The organism is Nocardia sp. SSK8, from assembly GCF_037034205.1.
Classification (GTDB): Bacteria; Actinomycetota; Actinomycetes; order Mycobacteriales; family Mycobacteriaceae; genus Nocardia.
Window position 1 is genome coordinate 173,111 of sequence record NZ_JBAGKD010000004.1, and the last position, 21,723, is coordinate 194,833.

At 69.6% G+C, this 21,723-nt stretch carries 19 protein-coding genes and 1 pseudogene; 13 read left to right on the forward strand and 7 right to left on the reverse strand.

Going from position 1 to position 21,723, the window contains the following annotated elements:
- Position 1 precedes the first annotated feature (1 nt).
- Positions 2–1,168: a chaperone MoxR1 gene (gene moxR1 / locus WA675_RS09980; RefSeq protein WP_336083861.1), complete on the reverse strand. Its 1,167-nt coding sequence runs from the start codon at positions 1,166–1,168 to the stop codon at positions 2–4.
- A gap of 478 nt (positions 1,169–1,646) precedes the next feature.
- Between moxR1 and WA675_RS09985 the strand changes: the two genes are divergently transcribed.
- From WA675_RS09985 to WA675_RS10010, 6 genes are all read left to right on the forward strand, one after another.
- Positions 1,647–3,380 (forward strand): hypothetical protein, encoded by a 1,734-nt coding sequence (locus WA675_RS09985; protein ID WP_336083863.1) that lies wholly within the window; start codon positions 1,647–1,649, stop codon positions 3,378–3,380.
- On the forward strand, positions 3,377–4,003 hold the full coding sequence (locus WA675_RS09990; RefSeq protein WP_336083864.1) for a class F sortase: 627 nt from the start codon (positions 3,377–3,379) through the stop codon (positions 4,001–4,003). The genes WA675_RS09985 and WA675_RS09990 overlap by 4 nt, the downstream gene beginning before the upstream one ends.
- 95 nt (positions 4,004–4,098) lie before the next feature.
- Complete coding sequence (locus WA675_RS09995; RefSeq protein ID WP_336083865.1) at positions 4,099–4,581, forward strand: hypothetical protein; 483 nt, start codon at positions 4,099–4,101, stop codon at positions 4,579–4,581.
- A 30-nt stretch (positions 4,582–4,611) separates the two neighbouring features.
- The gene (locus WA675_RS10000; RefSeq protein ID WP_336083867.1) at positions 4,612–5,364 is read left to right on the forward strand and encodes an ABC transporter ATP-binding protein; all 753 of its coding nucleotides are present in this window, start codon (positions 4,612–4,614) and stop codon (positions 5,362–5,364) included.
- Positions 5,361–6,152: an ABC transporter permease gene (locus tag WA675_RS10005; RefSeq protein WP_336083869.1), complete on the forward strand. Its 792-nt coding sequence runs from the start codon at positions 5,361–5,363 to the stop codon at positions 6,150–6,152. Before WA675_RS10000 ends, WA675_RS10005 begins: the two co-directional genes overlap by 4 nt.
- A 223-nt stretch (positions 6,153–6,375) precedes the next feature.
- Positions 6,376–6,597 carry a hypothetical protein gene (locus tag WA675_RS10010; RefSeq protein ID WP_336083870.1) on the forward strand — a complete coding sequence of 74 codons (222 nt, stop codon included), beginning with the start codon at positions 6,376–6,378 and terminating at the stop codon, positions 6,595–6,597.
- A 76-nt stretch (positions 6,598–6,673) separates the two neighbouring features.
- On the opposite strand, the gene WA675_RS10015 is transcribed toward WA675_RS10010, so the two are convergent.
- The 3 genes from WA675_RS10015 to WA675_RS10025 all read right to left on the reverse strand — a co-directional run bounded on the left by WA675_RS10015 (position 6,674) and on the right by WA675_RS10025 (position 10,504).
- The gene (locus WA675_RS10015; RefSeq protein ID WP_336083872.1) at positions 6,674–8,053 is read right to left on the reverse strand and encodes a sensor histidine kinase; all 1,380 of its coding nucleotides are present in this window, start codon (positions 8,051–8,053) and stop codon (positions 6,674–6,676) included.
- Between the two features lie 212 nt (positions 8,054–8,265).
- Complete coding sequence (locus WA675_RS10020; protein WP_336083874.1) at positions 8,266–9,630, reverse strand: NlpC/P60 family protein; 1,365 nt, start codon at positions 9,628–9,630, stop codon at positions 8,266–8,268.
- Between the two features lie 325 nt (positions 9,631–9,955).
- Positions 9,956–10,504 (reverse strand): Rv1476 family membrane protein, encoded by a 549-nt coding sequence (locus tag WA675_RS10025; protein ID WP_336083875.1) that lies wholly within the window; start codon positions 10,502–10,504, stop codon positions 9,956–9,958.
- A gap of 279 nt (positions 10,505–10,783) precedes the next feature.
- On the opposite strand from WA675_RS10025, the gene acnA reads away from it, so the two are divergent.
- The 3 genes from acnA to WA675_RS10040 all read left to right on the forward strand — a co-directional run bounded on the left by acnA (position 10,784) and on the right by WA675_RS10040 (position 16,886).
- Entirely contained in the window at positions 10,784–13,597 is a 2,814-nt protein-coding gene (gene acnA, locus WA675_RS10030) for an aconitate hydratase AcnA (protein ID WP_442945595.1), read from the forward strand.
- 133 nt (positions 13,598–13,730) lie between these two features.
- The gene (locus tag WA675_RS10035) at positions 13,731–14,297 is read left to right on the forward strand and encodes a TetR/AcrR family transcriptional regulator (RefSeq protein WP_278264340.1); all 567 of its coding nucleotides are present in this window, start codon (positions 13,731–13,733) and stop codon (positions 14,295–14,297) included.
- Between the two features lie 60 nt (positions 14,298–14,357).
- Complete coding sequence (locus tag WA675_RS10040) at positions 14,358–16,886, forward strand: serine/threonine-protein kinase (protein WP_336083877.1); 2,529 nt, start codon at positions 14,358–14,360, stop codon at positions 16,884–16,886.
- Between the two features lie 10 nt (positions 16,887–16,896).
- On the opposite strand, the gene WA675_RS10045 is transcribed toward WA675_RS10040, so the two are convergent.
- Entirely contained in the window at positions 16,897–17,130 is a 234-nt protein-coding gene (locus WA675_RS10045; protein WP_336083879.1) for a winged helix DNA-binding protein, read from the reverse strand.
- Between the two features lie 17 nt (positions 17,131–17,147).
- On the opposite strand from WA675_RS10045, the pseudogene WA675_RS10050 reads away from it, so the two are divergent.
- From WA675_RS10050 to WA675_RS10065, 4 genes and pseudogenes are all read left to right on the forward strand, one after another.
- Positions 17,148–17,390: pseudogene (locus WA675_RS10050) on the forward strand (cupin domain-containing protein); the annotation flags it as partial.
- Positions 17,391–17,500: 110 nt separating this feature from the next.
- A complete protein-coding gene (locus WA675_RS10055; protein WP_336083882.1) occupies positions 17,501–17,920 on the forward strand; it encodes an acyl-CoA thioesterase in 420 nt (139 codons plus the stop codon).
- 290 nt (positions 17,921–18,210) lie between these two features.
- On the forward strand, positions 18,211–18,630 hold the full coding sequence (locus WA675_RS10060) for a hypothetical protein (RefSeq protein ID WP_336083883.1): 420 nt from the start codon (positions 18,211–18,213) through the stop codon (positions 18,628–18,630).
- Between the two features lie 13 nt (positions 18,631–18,643).
- Positions 18,644–19,603, forward strand: coding sequence for a hypothetical protein (locus WA675_RS10065; RefSeq protein ID WP_336083885.1), 960 nt, complete (start codon positions 18,644–18,646; stop codon positions 19,601–19,603).
- Positions 19,604–19,609: 6 nt separating this feature from the next.
- Here WA675_RS10065 and WA675_RS10070 read toward each other — a convergent pair whose 3' ends face one another.
- Both WA675_RS10070 and WA675_RS10075 read right to left on the reverse strand, forming a co-directional pair.
- Complete coding sequence (locus WA675_RS10070) at positions 19,610–19,879, reverse strand: helix-turn-helix domain-containing protein (protein WP_278264333.1); 270 nt, start codon at positions 19,877–19,879, stop codon at positions 19,610–19,612.
- Between the two features lie 136 nt (positions 19,880–20,015).
- Entirely contained in the window at positions 20,016–21,647 is a 1,632-nt protein-coding gene (locus WA675_RS10075; RefSeq protein WP_336083887.1) for an ABC-F family ATP-binding cassette domain-containing protein, read from the reverse strand.
- Positions 21,648–21,723: the final 76 nt, after the last annotated feature.

Here is a 21,723-nt window from a genome sequence, read left to right on the forward strand (position 1 = left end):
CTCACTGGGGCCCGGCGTGGCCGGCGGGCTGGGACTGCTGCCCGTTCACCGGCTGCGGCACAGGCTGTTGCTGGGCGGGCGGCTGCGGCACCGGCGGCTGCTGCGGGGCAGCCTGGCCACCGACGGCCTGCGGGGCGACCTGCGGCAGACCGACGGTCTGCAGCACGCGCTTGATGACGTCTTCGGGGGTGACCTCGTCGGCGAGGGCGTCGTAGGACAGCACCAGGCGGTGACGCAGCACATCCGGGATCACCTCGACGACGTCCTGCGGCACCACGTAGTCGCGGCCGCGGATGAGCGCCACCGAGCGTGCCGCGGCGATGATGCCCAGGCTCGCGCGCGGGGAGGCGCCGTAGGAGATCCAGCTGGCCACATCGGCCATGCCGAACTCGGCCGGAGTGCGGGTCGCGGTGATCACCCGGACCACGTAGTCGACCAGCGCGTGGTGCACGAAGACATTGGCCGCCAGCTTCTGCAGCCGGATGATGTCCTCGGGGGCGAGGATCTGCTTGGGCTCCGGCGGGGTCACGCCCATCCGGTAGATGATCTCGCGCTCTTCCTCGACCGAGGGGTAGTCGACGACGACCTTGAACAGGAAGCGGTCGCGCTGCGCCTCGGGCAGCGGGTAGACGCCCTCGCTCTCGATCGGGTTCTGGGTCGCCATGACCAGGAACGGATCGGGCATCGGGTAGGTCTTGCCGCCGATCGACAGCTTGCGCTCGGCCATCACCTCGAGCAGCGCCGACTGCACCTTGGCGGGCGCGCGGTTGATCTCGTCGGCGAGCACGAAGTTGGCGACGACCGGGCCGAGCTCGGTGTCGAATTCCTCGCGGCCCTGCCGGTAGATGCGGGTACCGATGAGGTCGGTGGGCACCAGGTCCGGGGTGAACTGCACCCGGGAGAACGAGCCGCCGACGACCTTGGCGAAGGTTTCCACGGCCAGGGTCTTCGCGACACCGGGCACACCCTCGAGCAGCACGTGGCCCTTTGCCAGCACGCCGACGAGCAGCCGCTCGACGAGTCGATCCTGACCGACGATGACCCGTTTGACCTCGTAGATCGCCTTCTCGAGAGTCTGGACGTCACGCTCCAGGGTGCTCGGCGTGGCCGTACCGGCGTCCTTCGCCAGCTTCGGCCCGCTCACACCTTCCGTCGAAGTCACCAACATCCCCGCTTTCGCTTTGGTCCTGTGCGTGCCGCCCCAACTATTCCAGGTAATAGCCCGGCGCGCCGCAACCGGCCAGGAGTGGACGCGAATTCGTCGTATTACCCAGCCCAGCTCGGTATGTCCGCCACCCTACGCATGTCGCGCGCCGGTCGCCCGGGCGACGGTGCCATCCGCGCGGTGCCACGAGCACCCCACCCACTCCGGCAACCATTCGGCAACATGATCTGCCTCGCAGCGGCCGATCGCGGTAACGATCCGGTGTCCGCGCTCGGCCGACGCCCCGGTGAGCGCAGCCTTCCGTGCGCGAGTGTCGTTCAACACACAGGTCATCGGGCATTTCGTTGAACTGCGCGGCGGTTCTTCCACCCATTACCCCTTGCTGGTCCGGCTTTCCGATGGATTCCGGCCAACAGGAATGTTTCCAGCCGAAGTAGGTGATCTCGTGCAGTTCTCGCTCGCATCTCGGTTCTCTCGCCGTTTGCTCGCCTCCGCCGCCCTGACCACGGCGGCCGCGATCGGCATCGCCGTGGCGCCCGCCGCCAACGCCGACCCCCTGGCGATCCCCGGCATCGGCCTGCCCACCGGCTCCGCCGGACTGGGCGCCACCGGCTCCGCCGCATCCGGTTCTGAACCCGTAGGTCCGGAACTGGGCCTCGGCCAGTCCGGTTCCAGCGCCCTCGGGACGGTTCCGTCGGGCTCCGGCGGCTCGGGTAGCGAACTCGGCCTCGGCACCAGCAGCGCTGGAAGTCCGCCCGGCCCCGGCACCGGCAGCGCAGGAATTCCGCTCAGCTCGGGAACCGGCAGTTCTGGGTCATCAGGCGGTGCCGAATCCGGCAGCATGGTGGGCGCGGACGCCTTGGGTACAGGCAGCGCCCTCTCCTCGGGGAGCACGAACGCACCAAGTGGCGCACCCAGCTCCGGCGGCTCACCGGGCACCGACACGCTGGGCACCGGCAGCGCCCTCGGCACCGGCAGCAGCGAGGCGCCGGTGTCGGGCAGCGCGACCGCACTCGGCCCAGGTAGCGCGGCCGCATTCGGCTCGAGCGGCGGAGCGGCGGCACTCGCCACCGGCAGCGCGCAGGCCCTGGACACCGGCAGCGCGCTCACGACCGGCTCGCTCGGGACCGGAAGCGGCACGGCGGCACTCGGCAGCGCGGCAACCGGCAGTTCCACAGCGGGTCTCGCCGCCCTGACCACCCTCCTGGACACCGGCAGCGCCCTCGGCGCAGGCACCACCCTCGGCCTGGGCACCCTCCTCGGCACCGGAAGCGCTGACGCACTCGCGACCGGCACCGCGGGCGCCCTCGGCCTCGGCCTCGGCAGCAGCGTGAGCACCTTGGCTCTCCTCCTCGGCACCGGAAGCGCGGACACGGGGAGCGCAGCCATCGGCAGCGCGGCCACCGGAAGCGCAGATCTCGGTGGAGCCGCGCTCGGCAGTACCACAGGCAGCGCAGGCACTGGAAGCGCCGCGACCGGGAGTGCCGGACTCGGTGCAGCCGAACTCGGCAGTGCCGCAGGCACCGGAAGCGCCGCGACCGGAAGCGCCGGACTCGGCGGAGCCGCACTCGGCAGTGCCGCGGGCAGCGCAGGCGCCGGAAGTGCCGCGACCGGGAGTGCCGGACTCGGCGGAGCTGCTTTGGGAGGTGCGGCGCTGGGTAGTGCCGGTGTCGGCAGTGCTGCGGTCGGGAGTGCGGGAGTGGGCAGTGCCGCGGTCGGGAGTGCCGCGGTCGGGAGTGCGGTGCTGGGTGGTGCGGCGTTGGGGGCGGGGTCTTCGGGTGGCAGCGGGGCGCCGGGCGATTCCGGAGGTGCGGGGACGCCGGGTGGTGGAGTTCCTGGTGGTTACGGAGTTCCGGAAGGGTCCGGTGAGGCGGGGGTGCCGGGTGGTCCCGGGGCACCAGGTGGGGCCGAGGGGCTCGGCGGCTCGGGGCATGGCGACGGGGGCGTCTCGGGTGGTACCGGGGCGGGTCGGGCGGTGACGCCAGGTGGTGCGGACGGGGTTCCGGGGGTCGGTGGTTCGGGTACCTCCGGCGGCGGGGTGGATTCGGGTGTGGCGCAGGGGTATGGGGTGCCGTCGGGGGCGCCCGAGACCGGGGCCGGTGGGCGGATCGTCGATGATCGGTGGATGCTGGCCGGGTTCGGCGTGCTGGCGCTGCTCGGTGCTGCCGTCACGGTGACCCGGACGTGGCGCCGGGTGGTCGAGGACCGGGCGTGAGGCGACCGGGGAACCGGTCGCGGGCCGTGCTGTCCGGCGGGCTGGCGATCGTGCTGGTCGGGGTGGCGGTGGTGCTGTTCACCGCCGCCACCCGGGGGCCGCGACAGGCGGACCCACCACCGGCCCAGCCGGATACCGTGCTGGCACAGACGGTTCCGGCGGCACCGGCGCTGGACCGGTCGGCACCCACCCGGCTGGTGATCCCCCGAATCGGGCTCGACACGGCGCTCGGCCGCAGCGGCACCACCGCGACCGGATCTCTCGCGGCCCCAGCGGATTTCGCGACCGCGTCGTGGTTCGAGCAGGGCGCGAGCCCGGGCGAGCCCGGTTCGGCGGTGCTGCTCGGCCATGTCGATTCGGTCGACGGACCCGCCGTCTTCTTCCGCCTCGGCGAACTCACCGCCGGTGCCGAGATCCAGGTGAGCAGGGCCGACGGCAGCACCGCCCGCTTCGTCGTCGACCGCACCGAAACGGTGACCAAGGACGCCTTCCCCACCGACCGGGTCTTCGCCGACGACGGCACCGCCCGGCTGCGCCTGATCACCTGCGGCGGCGCCTTCGACACCATCCGCGGCCGCTACCTGTCCAATGTGATCGTCTCCGCGACACTCGTCGCGACCTAACTTAGGTTTGACTATCCTTAATTCCAAAATGTAGCGTCCGGAGCGCCGACACGGTTCACCGGCGGCGACCGTTCCAGTTTCGCGGAGGAAATGTCATGAAGAAGATCGTCGCGGTCTTGGCTGCCCTGGGTCTGGCCACCCTGCTGGGAATCGGCACGGCCGCGCCCGCCCTCGCCGACCGCTCCGTCCGCGACGCCACGGTCGCCGACCTCTACCTGCGCGACGCCGACCCGTCGCTGGACGCCATCGCCGGGCAGTTCGCGGCGCTGTGGAACCCGAACCTGCCGATGGGCCCGAAGCAGGAGGTCAGCTACCACGGCTCGACCGTCGGCCCGGCACTGCAGGGCATCCTGTCGCAGGGCGGGGTCTACGACTTCCTGTCCATCCAGCTGCGCGCGACCTCGAAGAACATCACCGGCGACACCATGACCGCCACCATGTCGGGCGTGATGGCCGGTTTCCCCGCCTCGAGCGGCACCTACACCTACATCCGCGAGGACGGCCTGTGGAAGGTCGACTGGAAGGCCACCTGCGCGGGCATGGGCGGCTGCACCGGTAACCCCGACTTCGGCTACTGACCCACACCTGTTCGAATGACGCGATCGCCGATGATCACCGTGTCCGGCCTGTCCAAACGCTTCGGGGACAAGGCCGTGGTCAGCGACGCCGGTTTCGAGGCCCCGGGCGGATCGATCACCTATCTGCTCGGGCCCAACGGCGCAGGCAAGTCCACGACCATGCGCATGATCGCCGGGCTGACGACCCCGGACGCGGGAATCGTGCGGATCAACGGGCAGTCGCTGCGTGCGCTCGCCGAGCCCATGCGGGAGGTCCGTTTCAATCTGGACACCTTCGCCCGCAACCCGAAACACACGGCGCGACAGCATCTCACGTGGCAGGCCCGGCTCGGCGGCATCCCCGTCGCCGAGGTCGACGCGGTGCTCGCGCGGGTGGGGCTGGCCGAGGTCGCGAAACGGCCGGTCGGCCGGTTCTCCCTCGGCATGCTGCAACGACTCGGCATCGCCACCGCGCTGCTCGGCGACCCGCGGACGCTCGTCCTCGACGAGCCGGACAACGGCCTCGACGTGGACGGCATCCTGTGGCTGCGTGAGCTGCTGACCGGCCTGGCCGCGGAAGGGCGGGCCCTGCTGGTCGCCTCGCACAATCTGACCGAGGTGGAGATCACCGCCGACCGGATCGTGATCATGGGTCGTGGCCGGGTGCTGTCCGACGCCAGCCGGGACGAGACCCTGGCGCTCGGCTCCGGGCCGCGTCGGCTGGAATCGGCGTACACGACGGTGACCCGGGGCAGCGTCGAGTATCGCGCCGCCGGTGCGCGCGACGACGAGGCGGAACAGTGAGTGTGACAAGAGATCTGGGCCGCGCGATCGGCAGCGAAGCGGCGAAGCTGTCGTGGCGCAGCCCGGTATGGACGGCCATCGTGCCGATCGCCGTGCTGCTGCCGGTGGCGCTGAACGCGAGCCTGGCCGTCGCCACCCGGATGAACAAAGTCAACGGCGCGGGCGGCATGGACACCAACAATGCCGGGTACTGGGTGATGATCTTCTCGACGATCGTGCTCATGTCGGCGGGCGTGGCCTCGCTCAGCAACGAATTCAAATACGCCACAGCGGAACTGGTCTACGGCGCGCAACCCCGGCGCTGGCTGCTGCCCGCCGCCAAGCTGGTCGTGTTCGGCCTGATCGCCGCGGTGACCACGCTGGTGACCGTGCTCGTGCTGCTCGCGGTGTTCCCAGTGGCGTTCTCCGATGTGTGGGGCCGCGTCGAGCTCACCTCCCCCGCGGGGGTGCGGCTGCTGTGGGCGCTGCCGGTCTTCGCATTCTTCGTCAGCGCCCTCGGCATCGGCCTGGCCGGGCTCATCCCACGCCCCGGTGTCGTGGTGGGCGCGGTGCTGCTGTGGAAGTTCGGGGTCGAGCAGTTCACGGCCATGCTGCCGGTGAAGATCGGCAATGTGGTGCAGCAGTGGATGCCGTTCAAGAACGGCGAACTGGGCGCCGGGCAGTATCCGACGATCAAGCCCGCCTTCGGCAGCCCCAACGGCGCCCTGGCCTACTTCGCCCTCGTCGCCGCCGTGTTCTTCGTCCTCGGCACGGTCCGGCTCTCCCGGCGCGATCTCACCACCGACTGACCGCCTACCCGCCGACGATCCGTACCGCGCGCTGAACAATGTCGAGCTACGACCCTGCGTTTTCCATGGTTCGTCTCGAGCTTTTCACTGAAACTGGTTGCAATACAAGCTTTTTGGATAGATCAACGGATTGACAATTGGAGCTGTCATCGACTGGACTGGGGGCACCGAGGGGTAGGGAGTGCTCCTCGGGTCCATGAATTCCCATCGGGAGGAGCGAATGATGGTCGCACGGATTGTTACGCTGGGAGCGCTTACCACGGCGTTGATCGCAGGTTCGGTCGGGATCGCATCGGCGGAACGCATCGAAGGCGGCGGCGGTGACGAGGGTTTCAAGATCTGCGTCGCGAAAGCGTATGTGGTGCAGCAGGAGACCGGCTACGCCCAGCCGCCGTGTCAATGGGATGACGCGGCTGGCACTTGGTATTTCGACGCCGTCCGCTGAGATGCTCTCAGTCGGCCGTGACGAATCGGTCGGCACGCGGCAGGTCCGGTACACACAACGTGGATCGGACCTGCCGCTACTCGGTTTCACCGGGCAGCACGATTCTCACAGACGTACCACCACGGTTAGAGGCCGCGACGTCGATAGTTCCACCATGTTTGCTCACCACCCGCTTCACGATCGCCAGTCCCAACCCGGATCCTGGCATCGATCGCGCTGAGGTCGTCCGATAGAAGCGCTCGAACACCAGCTCGCGCTCGTCAGGCGGAATGCCCGGGCCCGCGTCGTCTACGACAAGTTCCAGCAAACCCGGTGCGGATTCGGACATGGCGACGGCCACACTCTCACCATGCGGGCTCCACTTGGCCGCATTGTCGAGAATGTTCACGATGGCTCTTTCCAAACTCGCGTCGTGGCCGTAGACATGCCACGATCGCAGATCGGTCACGAAGTCGATCCCGACGCGTCGGCGCCGGACCCGGTCCAGTGCCCGCATAACGATCTCTTCGAGATCAGTACGCTCGAACACCGCCTCGGGCGCGTCTTCGCGGGCCAGATCGACAAGGTCACCGACCAGGGTGGACAGTTCATGGATTTGGGCGACGACATCAGCACGAAGCTCCGCCATGTCGCCATCCGAAATCGGTCGTGCTCCCGGGCGAGACGAGGCGATCAGCAGTTCCATGTTCGTGCGCAGCGAGGTCAGCGGGGTCTTCAGCTCATGTCCGGCGTCGGCAACAAGGCGGCGCTGCCGGTCACGCGATTCGGCGATCGCCCGAAGCATCGTGTTGAAGCTGGCCGCCAGCCGCGCCAGTTCGTCGTCGCCGGTGACCGGAATGGGCGTCAGATCGTCGGTACGGGCGACCCGCGCCGTCGCCGCGTTCAGCCGTGCGACGGGCCGCAATCCTGTATGTCCCACCGCTTTACCCGCAGCAGCGGCGAGAACGACTACACAGCCACCGACAACGAGCAGCAGCCATGCCAGTCGATCGAGCACTTCGTATGTGGGCTGCAAGCGTTGCCAGAGCACCAGCGCCGCACCAGAATTCATACGCTGGGCGTAGACACGATAGTTGTCCGCAGTTCGCAGCGAGGATGAGGCCTCGCCGCTCGCCACCGCCAGTTCTTGCGGGCCGACCGGCAACACACCTGATCTCCCGACCGCGTGAGGCCCGAATCCCGCGTCCGGAAAGACAACCGCGACACCGATATCGTTGGAGTACAGCCCTCCTATCATGAGGATCTGGAAGTACGCCATGTCGTCGACATTGTTTTCGATCATTACATCTGCGCGCGTACGCAGCTGATTGTCGACATCGGCATAGAGCGATCGCGCCACGAGGACGTACGCGGCGACGGAAGCAAGCGCGACGCTCACCGCGACCAGGCTCGCCGCGAGCAGCGTCACTCTCCATCGCAGCGGAATCGAGCGGGTCAACGACAGCGGTTTGCGCATTACCCTCGCACCGGCCGACAGAGCGGGGGGCCTGCCCGAACTACCGCGGGAGACCGCCTTGTTCACTGGCATGCGCCCTCCCCCAGCGGGCTGACCACGCCAGCACAGCAGCAGTCCACCTGCAGATAGCCCATAGTCGCCAGTGTGCCCTGAACGGCTGAGAACCTACTAAGAGGGGGACATACAACGATCGTCGGTCGGCTCGCCCACCTTCATCCGCTGACGATGCGCACCGCGTAGGGCATGATGCCTGCCTCGCGGACCGGGGAAATCTTCACCACGTCACCGGATTCGGGGGCCTCGATCATCTTGCCGTTGCCCAGGTAGAGGGCGACGTGGGCGCTGCCGCCGGGGCCCCAGAACAGCATGTCGCCGCGTTCGCGGTCGTCGACGTCGACGCGGGTGCCCGCGTTGTACTGGTAGCCGCTGTAGTGCGGCAGCGAGACGCCGATGCCCGCGAAGGCGTAGAGCATCAGGCCCGAGCAGTCGAAGCCGACCTTGTTGTAGTCGCCGTGCGCGTCGGCGGTGCCTCCGTCGCGGATGCCGAGCGTGGGGCCGTCCTCGTCGCCGCCGCCCCAGGCGTACTGCACGCCCAGCTGCGACATCGCCCGGTCGACCACGGTCTCGATGGCGGCCGACCCGCCGATCTGGGGCTGGGTCGGGCGGGGTTGGGTTCTGCGTGGCGAGGCGGGGGTGGATTCGAGCTGGGTGTGCGGGCGCTGGCCCTCGCCGAGCTGGGCGGCGCGGTCGCGGGCGGCCTGGTCGGCGGCGGCGCGGGCGGCGGCGGCATTGGCGGCGGCCAGCAGCGCGGTGATCTCGGCCTTGCGCTGGTCGTCCCAGGCCAGGAACACCTCGCGCTGGCTCTGCAGGCCCGCCACGGTGGCGCGGGCGGCGTCGAGGGCGGTCTGGGCCGCGGCGCGGTCGCGCTGGAGGTCGTCGCGGGCCACGGCCTGGGTGTCGTATTCGGTCTTCGCCACGGTCATGGCCGTCTGGGCGGCGTTCTTCTTCTGTTCGGCGGCACCGGCGGCGGCGTCGGCGTCGGCCTTGGCCTGGCGGGCGGCGGAATGCTGGTTGGCCTGGGCGACCTGGGCGCGGCGCAGGTCGTCGAGGACCTGGCGCTGATTCTTCGACACCAGGGCCAGCACCTGCGCGCGGTCCATCGCGGCATCGGGGGTGGCCGAGGACAAATAGGTGACCACCGAGCTGCTCGACGGCCGCACATAGGCCTGAGTCGCGACCTGGTCGAATTCCCCGCGCGCCACGTCGACCTGCGCGCCCGCGTCGGTGAGCAGGGCCTGCGAGTCGGCCACCGCGGCCGCGGCCGTGTCGGCGGCGTCGCGCGCGCTCTGCAGATCGACCAGCGCCTGGTTGACCGCCTCGCGCTTGGCGGCGAGCGCGTCGTCGAGCGCCTGCAGCTGCTGATCGGCGGCGGCGACCCGGTTGATCAGATCGCCGATCTCGCCGACCCGCGCGTCGACCTGCGCGCCCGCCCCGGCGATCTCGCCGTCGGAGGGATTCGCGGGTGGCGGGGGCACCGCCGCGACCGGGCCGGCACCGGCGAGCACCGCCAGCGCCATCAGCAATCCGATCGCTATCCGTAAGAGCCCTGGTTCGTCCTGCCTGCCCGCAGCGCGCACGGCACCTCCGAGTAACTCGACTCGACACACGTCACCGGCGCATCAGTCCACCCACCGACCACAGGAGTCGACCAATGCCCCCTGTACCACTGCTTTCCCGAACGCGAACATCGCAACCGTACGACACATAGTTCACAAAGGAAACATCCGCACCAGAACGACACGGGTGTAATTCGCGGATTGCCCGAAGTTAGCCTGTCGAAGGACAGGTTTCACCCGCGATAAACAGACCAGCGGTCTGGGTATGTGACAGAAGGGAAACCAGTTAGCTGGTCGATCCCGCATCGAGGGGCAGCGTGCGGTCCTCGGCGTCCGGGCCACGGCGCAGCTTCACGACATACAGCCCGGCGATCACCAGGGCGGTCAGCCCCAGCAGGATCGCGGTGACCACGCCCCAGGACGTGCCCTCGGGCTGCTCGAGCCGGTCGACGAAGGCCTGCACGGCCTCCTCGGGGTGGTTGCCACGGAACTTCGCCACGTCCTCGGCCCACTCCAGCCGGACGCGGCTGATGCTGTCGCTGTGGGTGCCGATCCAATCGTCACTGAGAACCGCGATGGTTCCCTCGGTGGTCTTGCCGACCTCGGTGGCCAGGTCACGTAGGCTCGAGTCGTGGCCGGGATTGCCGGGAACGACGACGACGCTGAGCGGGATCCCCTCGGATCGCGCCGCGGCGACGATCGCCGCGAGTTCCTCCTGGTCCTTGCCCTTGGGGGCGGCCACGTGATTGTCGGCGAGATCGGATTCGACACTGCTCAGCACAATGTTCGGCGGCAGTTCCGCGGCCATCGGCGCAAAGGTGTGCAAGACGGTCATCTTCCATCCGGTCTGTCGAGCCTCGGTCGCCTGCGTGCGACGGGCATCCAACACTGCAGGGTGAGCGTCACTGCTGTCTGTCCCCGACTCGCTCGACAGGCACAGTACGCGACTCCACGGTCGAACATGCTCGCACGGCACCCACAACCGCCCCCGCGTATTTCATAGGACAAGCGTACTGTTAGGCTCGTACGGCGAGGAAACCGGCGCTCACGGCGCCGGATCCCCTCCGAAGACGCGAGCCGCCGGCACAGCCCCGCCGGCGGCACACCCTCACACATGAGTGGAGCTGACGTGACGAAGATTGATACCTTCGGCGCCAAGGGCACGCTCGAGGTCGGAAGCAACTCCTACGAGATCTTCCGTCTCTCGGCCGTCCCCGGCACCGAGAAGCTGCCCTACGCCCTGAAGGTGCTGGCGGAGAACCTGCTGCGCACCGAGGACGGCGCCAACATCACCGCCGATCACATCCGCGAGATCGCCAACTGGGACCCGTCGGCGCAGCCGAACGTCGAGATCCAGTTCACCCCCGCGCGCGTGATCATGCAGGACTTCACCGGCGTTCCGTGTGTGGTCGACCTCGCCACCATGCGTGAGGCCGTCGCCACCCTGGGCGGCGACCCGAACAAGGTCAACCCGCTCTCCCCCGCCGACATGGTCATCGACCACTCGGTCATCCTGGACGTCTTCGGCCGCGCCGACGCGCTGGAGCGCAACGTCGAGCTCGAGTACGAGCGCAACGGCGAGCGCTACCAGTTCCTGCGCTGGGGCCAGGGCGCCTTCGACGACTTCAAGGTCGTCCCCCCGGGCATGGGCATCGTGCACCAGGTCAACATCGAGTACCTGGCCCCGACCGTCATGGTCCGCAACGGCCAGGCCTACCCCGACACCTGCGTCGGCACCGACTCGCACACCACCATGGTCAACGGCCTGGGCGTGCTGGGCTGGGGCGTGGGTGGCATCGAGGCCGAGGCCGCGATGCTGGGCCAGCCGGTCTCCATGCTGATCCCGCGCGTGGTCGGCTTCAAGCTGACCGGTGAGATCAAGCCGGGCGTCACCGCCACCGACGTGGTGCTCACCGTCACCGACATGCTGCGCAAGCACGGTGTGGTCGGCAAGTTCGTCGAGTTCTACGGCAAGGGTGTGGCCGAGGTTCCCCTCGCGAACCGCGCCACCCTGGGCAACATGAGCCCCGAGTTCGGTTCCACCGCCGCGATCTTCCCGATCGACGCCGAGACCGTGAACTACCTGCGCCTGACCGGCCGGTCCGACGAGCAGCTCGCGCTGGTCGAGGCCTACGCCAAGGAGCAGGGCCTGTGGCACAACCCGGACCACGAGCCCGAGTACTCCGAGTACCTCGAGCTGGACCTGGGCACCGTGGTGCCGTCCATCGCCGGCCCGAAGCGCCCGCAGGACCGCATCCTGCTCAGCGAGTCCAAGACCGCGTTCCGCTCCGACATCCGCAACTACGTCGGCGAGGGCGAACTGACCGCGCTGGACGAGGGCGTCGAGGAGACCTTCCCGGCCTCGGACCCGGTCGCCGTGTCCGCCGACGCCGCCGACGACACCTACACCCCGGCCCACTCGGCCGCCAACGGTGCCGCCGGTCGTCCGTCCAAGCCGGTTCAGGTGCGCTCGGACGAGCGCGGTGACTTCGTGCTCGACCACGGTGCCGTCGTGGTCGCCGGTATCACCTCCTGCACCAACACCTCCAACCCGTCGGTCATGCTGGGCGCGGCCCTGCTGGCGCGCAACGCGGTGGAGAAGGGCCTGTCCACCAAGCCGTGGGTCAAGACCAATATGGCGCCGGGCTCGCAGGTCGTCTCGGACTACTACGAGAAGGCCGGTCTGTGGCCGTACCTGGAGAAGCTGGGCTTCTACGTGGGTGGCTACGGCTGCACCACCTGCATCGGTAACACCGGCCCGCTGCCCGAGGAGATCTCGGCCGCGATCAACGACAACGACCTCTCGGTCACCGCCGTGCTGTCGGGTAACCGCAACTTCGAGGGCCGTATCTCCCCCGACGTGAAGATGAACTACCTGGCCTCCCCGCCGCTGGTCATCGCCTACGCGCTCGCGGGCACCATGGACTTCGACTTCGAGACCGACGCCCTCGGCCAGGACACCGACGGCGATGACGTGTTCCTGAAGGACATCTGGCCGTCCCCGCAGGAGATCGACGACACCATCAAGTCGGCGATCAACCAGGAGATGTTCAAGAAGTCCTACGCCACCGTGTTCGACGGTGACGAGCGCTGGCAGGGTCTGGCCACCCCGGAGGGCGACACCTTCGCGTGGGACGACAAGTCGACCTACGTCCGCAAGGCGCCGTACTTCGACGGCATGCAGATGGAGCCCTCGCCGGTCACCGACATCACCGGTGCCCGCGTGCTGGCGCTGCTGGGCGACTCGGTCACCACCGACCACATCTCCCCGGCCGGTCCGATCAAGCCGGGCACCCCGGCCGCGCAGTACCTCGACTCGCACGGTGTGGCCCGCAAGGACTACAACTCGCTGGGCTCGCGTCGCGGTAACCACGAGGTCATGATCCGTGGCACCTTCGCCAACATCCGGCTGCGCAACCAGCTGCTCGACGACGTCTCGGGTGGTTACACCCGCGACTTCACCCAGCCCGGTGGCCCGCAGGCGTTCATCTACGACGCCTCGCAGAACTACCAGGCCGCGGGCATCCCGCTGGTCGTGCTCGGTGGCAAGGAATACGGTTCGGGCTCCTCGCGTGACTGGGCCGCCAAGGGCACCAGCCTGCTGGGCGTGAAGGCCGTCATCACCGAGTCGTTCGAGCGCATCCACCGCTCCAACCTCATCGGCATGGGTGTCGTCCCGCTGCAGTTCCCGGCCGGTCAGTCGGCGGCCTCGCTGGGCCTCGACGGCACCGAGACCTTCGACATCGTGGGCATCACCCAGCTCAACGAGGGTGTCACCCCGAAGACCCTGAAGGTCACCGCCACCAAGGAAGACGGCTCGAAGGTGGAGTTCGACGCGGTCGTGCGCATCGACACCCCCGGTGAGGCGGACTACTACCGCAACGGCGGCATCCTGCAGTACGTGCTGCGCAACATGATCCGCGGCTGACACCGCGCATCCCGGTGGTGCAGTATCGAATGATGCTGCACCGCACGGGCATCCAGTGTGGATGCCCATCTTGCGAGAGCCCCCGTCTCGGTACATCCGGGGCGGGGGTCCGTGTATTCCCGTTGGAGGACTCATGCCCAAGGTCAGCGACGACCACCTCGCCGCCCGCCGCAGCCAGATCCTCGACGGCGCACGGCGCTGCTTCGCCGAATACGGCTACGACGGCGCCACCGTGCGCCGTCTGGAAGAGGCCATCGGCCTCTCGCGCGGCGCCATCTTCCACCACTTCCGCGACAAGGACGCGCTGTTCTTCGCCCTGGCCAAGGACGATGCCGAGCGCATGGCCGAGGTCGCGGCCAATCAGGGCATCGTGCAGGTCATGCGCGATATGCTCGCCCGCCCCGAGGAATTCAACTGGCTCGGCACGCGGCTCGAGATCGCCCGCCGCGTGCGCACCGACCCCGATTTCCGGGCGGGCTGGACCCAGCGTTCGGCCGAACTGACCGCCGCCACCCTGGCGCGCCTGGAGCGCCGCAAGGCCGCGGGCGCGCTGCGCGACGACGTGCCCACCGATGTCCTGCTCGGCTACCTGGACCTGGTCCTGGACGGCCTGATCGCGCGCATCGCCTCCGGCCACACCGACGACAACCTCTCCGCCGTACTGGATCTGGTCGAGGCCTCGGTCCGCCGCCGCGACTGAGGCACGAACCCCGCTCCGGCACAAGGCTTTCCCCGTACGCCCGATGTTCTAGGCTGACCTGTGTCCATCGGCAGGCAGTTCATCACCGACCTCACCCAGCAGGCCGCCCGCGACCTGAACCTGCGCGCCTACTGGACCTCCGGGGTGCTGCTGCTGGCGCTGTTGCAGGCGTGCCGCACCGATGCGCTGGCCCTGCCCGCCGCCGCCCGGTACGCGGCGCGGCGGCCCGAGCTCGCCGGTGAGCTCGCCGAACTCCGGGACATGGTGTGCCGCGCGGGTATCGATCCCGATCGCGCGGTCGAGACGGGCGCCGCGAGCTGGCGAGCCGACCGGTCGGCACCGTGGCGCGAGGACGAGCCGCGGCGGCGACCGCACACCCAGCTGAACTTCGTCTTCGGCAGGCTCCGTGACCTCGCACTGGCCGATCCGCGCGCGCTGGGCGCCGACGGGGAGCCGGATCCCCGTGCGGTCCACCTGTTCCTGAGCATCCTCGATCATCCCGACGGCGCGGTCCACGCGGTACTCCGCGCGCTCGGCACGGAGGTCGTTGCCGCCAGGGAGGCCGCGGCGGTGCCGGGCGACGAGTGGGCGCTGGGCGAGGTGGTGGACGACCGCTACGAGGTCACCGCGATCATCACCGCGGGCGGCATGGGCATGGTCTACCGGGTGCGTCATCGGGACTGGGGTGTCGATCTCGCGGTGAAGGCCCCGCGCTCCGCGCATTTCGCCGACCCCTCGGTGCTGCCCATGTTCGAGGCCGAGGCGCGGGCCTGGCTCGAACTCGGCGCACATCCGCACGTCGTGGCCTGCCACTACGTCGCGCGCTATCGCGGGTTGCCGCGGGTCATGGCCGAGTGGGTGCCCGGTGGCAGCCTGGCCGACGCGATCGAGGACCGCGGGCTCTACGCGCGGGGCCGAGCCGTGGCGCTCGCCCGGATTCTCGACATCGCCATCCAGACCGCCTGGGGACTGGATCACGTGCACCGGTGTGGGCTGATCCATCAGGACGTCAAGCCGGGCAATATCCTGCTCGCGCCCGAGCCCGACGGCCGCACCCGTGCGAAGGTCACCGACATCGGCCTGGCCCGGGCGTGGACGGTCGGTGCGCCACGGCAGGTCGAGGCATTGCGCCGGGCGGTGGATCTGGCCGGGACTGTCGCGGCCGGATACGCGGGATACACCCCGGCGTACTGTTCGCCCGAGCAGCACGCGTGGTCCCTCGGCGACCGGCAGTTGCTCGACCGGGCCACCGATGTGTGGTCCTGGGCGGCGACGGTGCTGGCGATGTTCCACGGTCATCGGCCCACCATGCTCGGCACCGAAGCGCCCCAGCTCCTGGCCCAGCTCGTCGGCGGCGGCGGGCCCGCGCCACGGCCCGGGCCGGATGTTCCCGCGCTGCCGCCGGAATTCGCCGACGAACTCGCGCGCTGCCTACAGCCCTACGCCTACCGGCCGCACGATATGAACGCGGTCGCCGAACGCCTCATCGACCTCTACCGGCGCCTGTTCGGCGCAGGCTATCCGCGCGAGCGCCCGGCCGCGGCGGATCGGCGCTCGACGGAGGGCATGGTCAACGAGGCGCTGTCCTGGCTGGAGCTGGACGACCCCGGGACCGCCCGCGCCCTGCTGGACGCCGCTCTCGCACAGGACCCGACCCACCCCTACGCGATCTTCCACCGGCACCGGCTGGCGTGGAAGACCGGCACCCGCACCGACCTCGAGCTGCGCGAGGTCCTGCTCGACGCCCGGCGCCGTGACCCGCACGAGCCGGTGTACGACCTGTTCCTCGGTGCCGTCGAACTGGAACGCTGCGACGGTCGCCGCGCCCACGCGCATCTGGAACCGCTGCCCGGCCTGCTGCCCCACGATCCGATGGCACCGCGGCTGCTGTCCCTCGCGCGGCGGCGTCAGATCCACGGCAGCGCCTTCTCCGTGCGGCTGGACGGTCCGATCGCGCAGCTGGTGGGCGGCGACCATCAGAGCTTCGCGGCGGTGATCGGGCGGCGCGTGCACGTCTACGGACCGATGTTCCGGAAGGGGCCGGTGCTCACGGTGCCCGGGGACGCCCCGATCGTCGTGTCGGTGTGGGCGCCGCGCGGACTGGTGGCGGCCGGGGCGGGTGACGTGGTCGTCGTCCATGATCCGCGGGGCGCCGGAGTGCGGGAGTACCGGCTGCCGGTGGAGCTCGCCCGGATCAGTGTCCTCGATGACGACGAGACGGCGCTGTGCGTCACCTCCGCGACCGGTGAGCGGTGGCGGATCGACGCCGACGGCCGAGCCGTGGTCGTCGGTCCGCGCGACGCGCCGGAGTCGGCACCGGCCCCGACCGGTGTCTCCCGGGACGGCGCGCTCGCGGTGGTCGGCACCGAGGACGGCGCCGCGTTCCTCACCGAGATCGCCACCGGCCGCGTCCTGCGCACCCTGGTGACCGGCGGCGCACCGGTGACCCACGCCTACCTGGCCGATCAGGAACGGACCGCGGTCATCGCGACCCGGGACGGCACGGTGAACGCCTTCCCGCTGTCCCAGCGCGCCGAGGCGACGCTGCTGCTCCCGCCGCCGGGGTGGCGTCGCCGATCCGGGGACTGACCCGACGGGCTCAGCTTTCCCACTCCCGCAGCAGTTCTCGCGCGATGCGGTCGAGGGCGGCACGGTCGGCGGGGGCCAGGGCCGCGAGCATGGCCGTCTCGTTCTCGGTGTGGGCGACCACGACGGTGTCGACCAGTGTCCGGCCCGCGTCGGTGAGCGCGACACGCACGGCCCTGCGGTCGGTCCGGTCGGCGATCCGGTGCACCAGGCCCGCGGTCTCGAGGCGGTCGATCCGGCCGGTCATCCCGGCGAGCTCGAGCTCGGGCCGTTCACGGCGCCGCCCCGCATTTCCACACCCGCTCCGACGAGCTGTTCTACGTGGCCGACGGGGAACTGCAGGTCATGGCGGGCGACCGGATCCTCACCGTCGGCGCGGGCGGCTCGCTGGTGGTCCCCCGGCACATGCCGCACGCCTTCGGCGCCACCCCCGACAGCGGCGCGCGCATCCTCATCGCGCTCATGCCCGGCGTGCAGCGCTTCGAGTACTTCCGCCTGCTGGGCCGAGCGTAACGCCCACCGCCGCTGAACCCGGTCATGTCGCCGCGCGCGCCGATGTGTCCGGGATTGCACCGGAATCGGGAACAGCGGCGGCGAAGCCGTCGGTTGTACACCGTATGACGTTCTCCGTACCGGTCCTCGTCCGCGGCTACGAGCTCGACACCCAGGGCCACCTCAACCACGCCGTCTACCACCAGTACGGCGAGCACGCCCGCTGGGAGCTGCTGCGCGCGGCGGGTATCCCGCAGGACAAGTTCCTGGCCAGTGGCATCGGCGCGGTGGTGCTGGAATCGACGATCAAGTACAAGCGCGAGCTGCGCGGCGGCGACGAGGTCACCGTGAGCTGCGCGGCCGAGTGGCGCGAGGGCGAGAAGGTCTTCCGCTTCCACCACCGCATCGTCAAGCTCGACGGCACCGTCGCCGCGGAGATCACCGTGGTGGCGGGCGCGATGGACCTCACCACGCGCAAGCTGGTGCCGAATCCGGGCCAGCACTTCCAGAGCCTGGCCGAACACCCCGAACTGCTCGGTCTGTAGCACGACGGCGACGGCGCGGCGGGAATCGCCCCGGGCAATTGCCCGGCGACTCCCGTCGCGCCGTCGCCGTTTTCGTTTGCTGGTCAATTGCCGACCTGACGGGCGGATCGTCACCCCGGTTGTCCGAAATTCTCTCCCCGCAAGGCGATCACGCGCCGCTCGGCGGTTTGCCCGGGGCCCCGCAAATCTGGCGAACCGGCTCGGCGACGGTCACGTTCGCGCTATGATCCGAAGCACCTTCGGGGGTTCTGGCAAATTGCGAGCAGACGACAAGATCGGAGTGAACACCCATGACCGACGCCGTCCACCACCCCGCTACCGCGTCGCCCCGGGACCGGGGCCCCGCCCTGCGCGGACTACTGGTGGCCGAGTCCGAGCGCGACATCTCCGTCCGGGTCGAGGGAGGTACCTGGACCTTCGATCGCCGGGATGTCCTGCGGCTCATCGAAGACCGCGCCGAGGCGGGCGCCCGGGAGGTGCGCGTCGACATCCGGCCCGGCGCCACCGCCGATTTCACCCGCCGGATGCGCGTGGAACTCGTCGAGCGGCCGATCACCCTGGCCACCGACCCGTCCGAGGCCCTCGGTGACGAGCTGCTGACCCAGGCCACCCGCCGCTGGGCCACCACGCTCCGGATCGCCGAACGGGGTGGCGTCAGCGGCGCCACCTTCACCTTCCGCGACGGCATCAACTGCGACAGTCTCGACTGAAGCGGCCCGAGCCATGGAACGCGCGACCGATGCCGTGCTCATCGTCTCCGAACCCGACGACCTGCATGCCGACGCGCTCGCGGCCACCCTGCGCGATCAGCACCGGCTCGATCCGATCCGCCTGGATCTGCGCGACTTCCCCACCGAGACAGGCAGTTTCCGGCTCGACAAGGCGGGCACCAACCGCGCGATGTCGCACCTGCACGGCCTCGACGACGTGCGCGCGGTGTGGTGGCGCAGGCCGCATCCGTGCCAGGTGCCCCAGGGCGTGCGCGCGGCCGACGACGAGTTCCGCCAGGCCGAATGCGACGGGTTCCTGCAGGGCATGCTGTGGTCGATCCCGGCCTACTGGGTCAACGATCCGGCGGCCGAACGCACCGCCGCCCGCAAGATCGTGCAGCTCGAGACGGCCCAGCGGGCCGGGTTCACCATTCCGGAGACACTGATCACCAACGATCCCGACGAGGCCCGCAGTTTCGTCGAATCCCGGTGCGGCCCTGTGGTGTACAAGCGCACCGGCACCGGGCGCGGGGAGTTCTCCGAGACCCGCATCATCACCCGTCCCGAATTGAAGCGGCTCACCGCCATCCGCTCGACGCCGACCACCTTCCAGGACTATGTGGAGGCCGAGGCCGATCTGCGGGTGGTGTGGGTCGACGGCATCGAATGGGCGGTGCGCATCGATTCGCAGGCGGGCGTCGGCCGGGTCGATTCCCGGCTCGACACCTCGGTGGCCTTCGCGCACGAGCGCCTGCCCGCCGCGGTCAGCAAGTCCCTCGCGACCCTGATGGGCGCGCTCGGGCTGAGTTTCGGCGTGGTGGATCTACGGCTGGGCACCGACGGCGAGTACTACTTCCTCGAGGTCAACCCGCAGGGGCAGTTCGCGTACCTGGAGATCAAGACCGGGCTGCCCCTGTTCGCCAGCCTGGCGAACCTGCTGGTCCGCGGCGACGGGGCCGTACCCGGGTGGTGAGGGCGGTCAGTCGGCCGGATTCTTGCGCCGGTTGGCGCCACCGCGCCCCCGCAGCTCGACGTGTGACTCGACCAGCACATTGTGAATGAAACCGTACGAGCGGCCGGTGGCCCTGGCCAGGGAGCGGATGCTCGCTCCCGCCTCGTACTGCTTCTTCAGCTGGGACTGCAACCGGTCCCGGGACTTGCCCGTCACCCGGGTGCCCTTTCCCAGCGCGGCCTTGCCGACGGTCTTTCCCTTGGCCGACCTTGCGGCCTGTCTCGCACTGTCGCTCATGGCTTCCTCCGAGTCGCCGAGCAGCTCATTCCAGGCTAGACACTCCGCTCTCGGTGATCAACGAAAACAGTGATGAAACTCACCAGGGCCCCGCGAGTTCCGTCGCGACACAGCGTTTCACGCCCCGACACACCGCTCAGGCGAGATCAATCAGCTCCGCGTACTCGTTGGACCAGTGGTCCTCGGTGCCGTCGGGCAGCAGGATCACGCGCTCGGGGTTGAGGGCCTCGGCGGCGCCCGGGTCGTGGGTCACCAGCACGACCGCGCCCGCGTAGGTGCGCAGCGCCTCGAGCACCTGCTCGCGCGAGATCGGGTCGAGGTTGTTGGTGGGCTCGTCGAGCAGCAGCACATTGGCCGCCGAGGAGACCAGCCCGGCCAGCGCCAGACGGGTCTTCTCACCGCCGGAGAGCGTGCCCGCGGGCTGCTCGAGCTGCGGGCCGGAGAACATGAAGGCACCGAGCAGGCTGCGCAGCTCCTGCTCACCGGCGTCCGGCGAGGCGTGGCGGATGTTCTCCCACACCGTGGCGGCATCGTCGAGGGTGTCGTGCTCCTGGGCGAAGTAGCCGACCTTGAGGCCGCGGCCCTGCTCCACGCCACCCGAGGTGGGCGTCTCGACACCCGCGAGCAGCTTGAGCATGGTGGTCTTACCGGCACCGTTGAGGCCGAGCACCACCACGCGGCTGCCCTTGTCGACGGCGAAGTTCACGCCGGTGAAGATCTCGAGCGAGCCGTAGAGCTTGGTCAGGTTCTTGACCATGAGCGGGGTCTTGCTGCACGGCGCGGGCTCGGGGAAGCGGATGCGGGCCACCTTGTCGGCCACGCGCACGTCGTCGAGCTCGGACATGAGCCGTTCGGCGCGGCGCACCATCTGATGGGCCGCAGCGGCTTTGGTGGCCTTGGCGCCGAGCTTGGCGGCCTGCTGACGCAGCGCGCTCGCCTTCTTCTCGGCATTGGCGCGCTCGCGCACCCGGCGCTGCTCGTCGGTGGCGCGGGCGTCGAGGTACTTCTTCCAGCCCATGTTGTAGACGTCGGGCTCACCGCGCACGGCGTCGAGGAACCAGACCTTGTTGACGACGGCCTCGAGCAGTTCCACATCGTGGCTGATCACGATCAGGCCGCCGTCGTGGTTCTGCAGGAACCCGCGCAGCCAGGTGATGGAGTCGGCGTCGAGGTGGTTGGTCGGCTCGTCGAGCAGCAGGATGCGGTCGGAGCGGCCGCCGCTGCCGTCGGAGGCGGAGAACAGGATGCGCGCGAGCTCGATGCGGCGGCGCTGACCACCGGAGAGGGTGCGCAGCTGCTGGCCGAGCACGCGGTCGGGCAGGCCGAGGCTGTGGCAGATGCGGGCGGCCTCGCTCTCGGCGACGTAGCCGCCGAGGGAGGAGAACTGGTCCTCGAGGCGACCGTACTTGCGGATCGCCTTCTCGCGTTCCTTCTCGTCGGCCACCTCGGCCATCAGCGCCTGCTGCTTCTCCATGTCCCGGATCAGCGAGTCCAGGCCGCGCGCGGAGAGCACCCGGTCGCGGGCGATCACATCGAGATCGCCTTCCTTGGGGTCCTGCGGCAGGTAGCCGATGTCGGTGGAGCGGGTGATCTTGCCCGCGTAGGGCTCGCCCTCACCGGCCAGGATGCGCAGCGTGGTGGTCTTGCCCGCGCCGTTGCGGCCGACCAGTCCGATCCGGTCGCCGGACTGCACCCGCAGCGCCGGCCCGGGGGCCGAGAGCAGGGTGCGGACTCCGGCCCGGACCTCCAGGTCGGTCGCCGTGATCACAGAGCTTCTCCTCGTGTCGGAACAGGGTGGTCGCCGCGCCGACCCATGGTGCACCGCGGGCCGCGGCAAGAACCAC

Excerpts from the sequence above, each read along its gene's own strand:
- WA675_RS10025 (WP_336083875.1), bottom strand. The coding sequence starts at position 10,504 with ATGACCGTCTTGCACACCTTTGCGCCGATGGCCGCGGAACTGCCGCCG.
- acnA (WP_442945595.1), top strand. The coding sequence starts at position 10,784 with ATGAGTGGAGCTGACGTGACGAAGATTGATACCTTCGGCGCCAAGGGC.
- WA675_RS09995 (WP_336083865.1), top strand. The coding sequence starts at position 4,099 with ATGAAGAAGATCGTCGCGGTCTTGGCTGCCCTGGGTCTGGCCACCCTG.
- WA675_RS10000 (WP_336083867.1), top strand. The coding sequence starts at position 4,612 with ATGATCACCGTGTCCGGCCTGTCCAAACGCTTCGGGGACAAGGCCGTG.
- WA675_RS10020 (WP_336083874.1), bottom strand. The coding sequence starts at position 9,630 with ATGGCGCTGGCGGTGCTCGCCGGTGCCGGCCCGGTCGCGGCGGTGCCC.
- WA675_RS10065 (WP_336083885.1), top strand. The coding sequence starts at position 18,644 with ATGGAACGCGCGACCGATGCCGTGCTCATCGTCTCCGAACCCGACGAC.
- WA675_RS10035 (WP_278264340.1), top strand. The coding sequence starts at position 13,731 with ATGCCCAAGGTCAGCGACGACCACCTCGCCGCCCGCCGCAGCCAGATC.
- WA675_RS10055 (WP_336083882.1), top strand. The coding sequence starts at position 17,501 with ATGACGTTCTCCGTACCGGTCCTCGTCCGCGGCTACGAGCTCGACACC.
- WA675_RS10070 (WP_278264333.1), bottom strand. The coding sequence starts at position 19,879 with ATGAGCGACAGTGCGAGACAGGCCGCAAGGTCGGCCAAGGGAAAGACC.
- moxR1 (WP_336083861.1), bottom strand. The coding sequence starts at position 1,168 with ATGTTGGTGACTTCGACGGAAGGTGTGAGCGGGCCGAAGCTGGCGAAG.
- WA675_RS10015 (WP_336083872.1), bottom strand. The coding sequence starts at position 8,053 with ATGCGCAAACCGCTGTCGTTGACCCGCTCGATTCCGCTGCGATGGAGA.
- WA675_RS10060 (WP_336083883.1), top strand. The coding sequence starts at position 18,211 with ATGACCGACGCCGTCCACCACCCCGCTACCGCGTCGCCCCGGGACCGG.
- WA675_RS10045 (WP_336083879.1), bottom strand. The coding sequence starts at position 17,130 with ATGACCGGCCGGATCGACCGCCTCGAGACCGCGGGCCTGGTGCACCGG.
- WA675_RS10010 (WP_336083870.1), top strand. The coding sequence starts at position 6,376 with ATGGTCGCACGGATTGTTACGCTGGGAGCGCTTACCACGGCGTTGATC.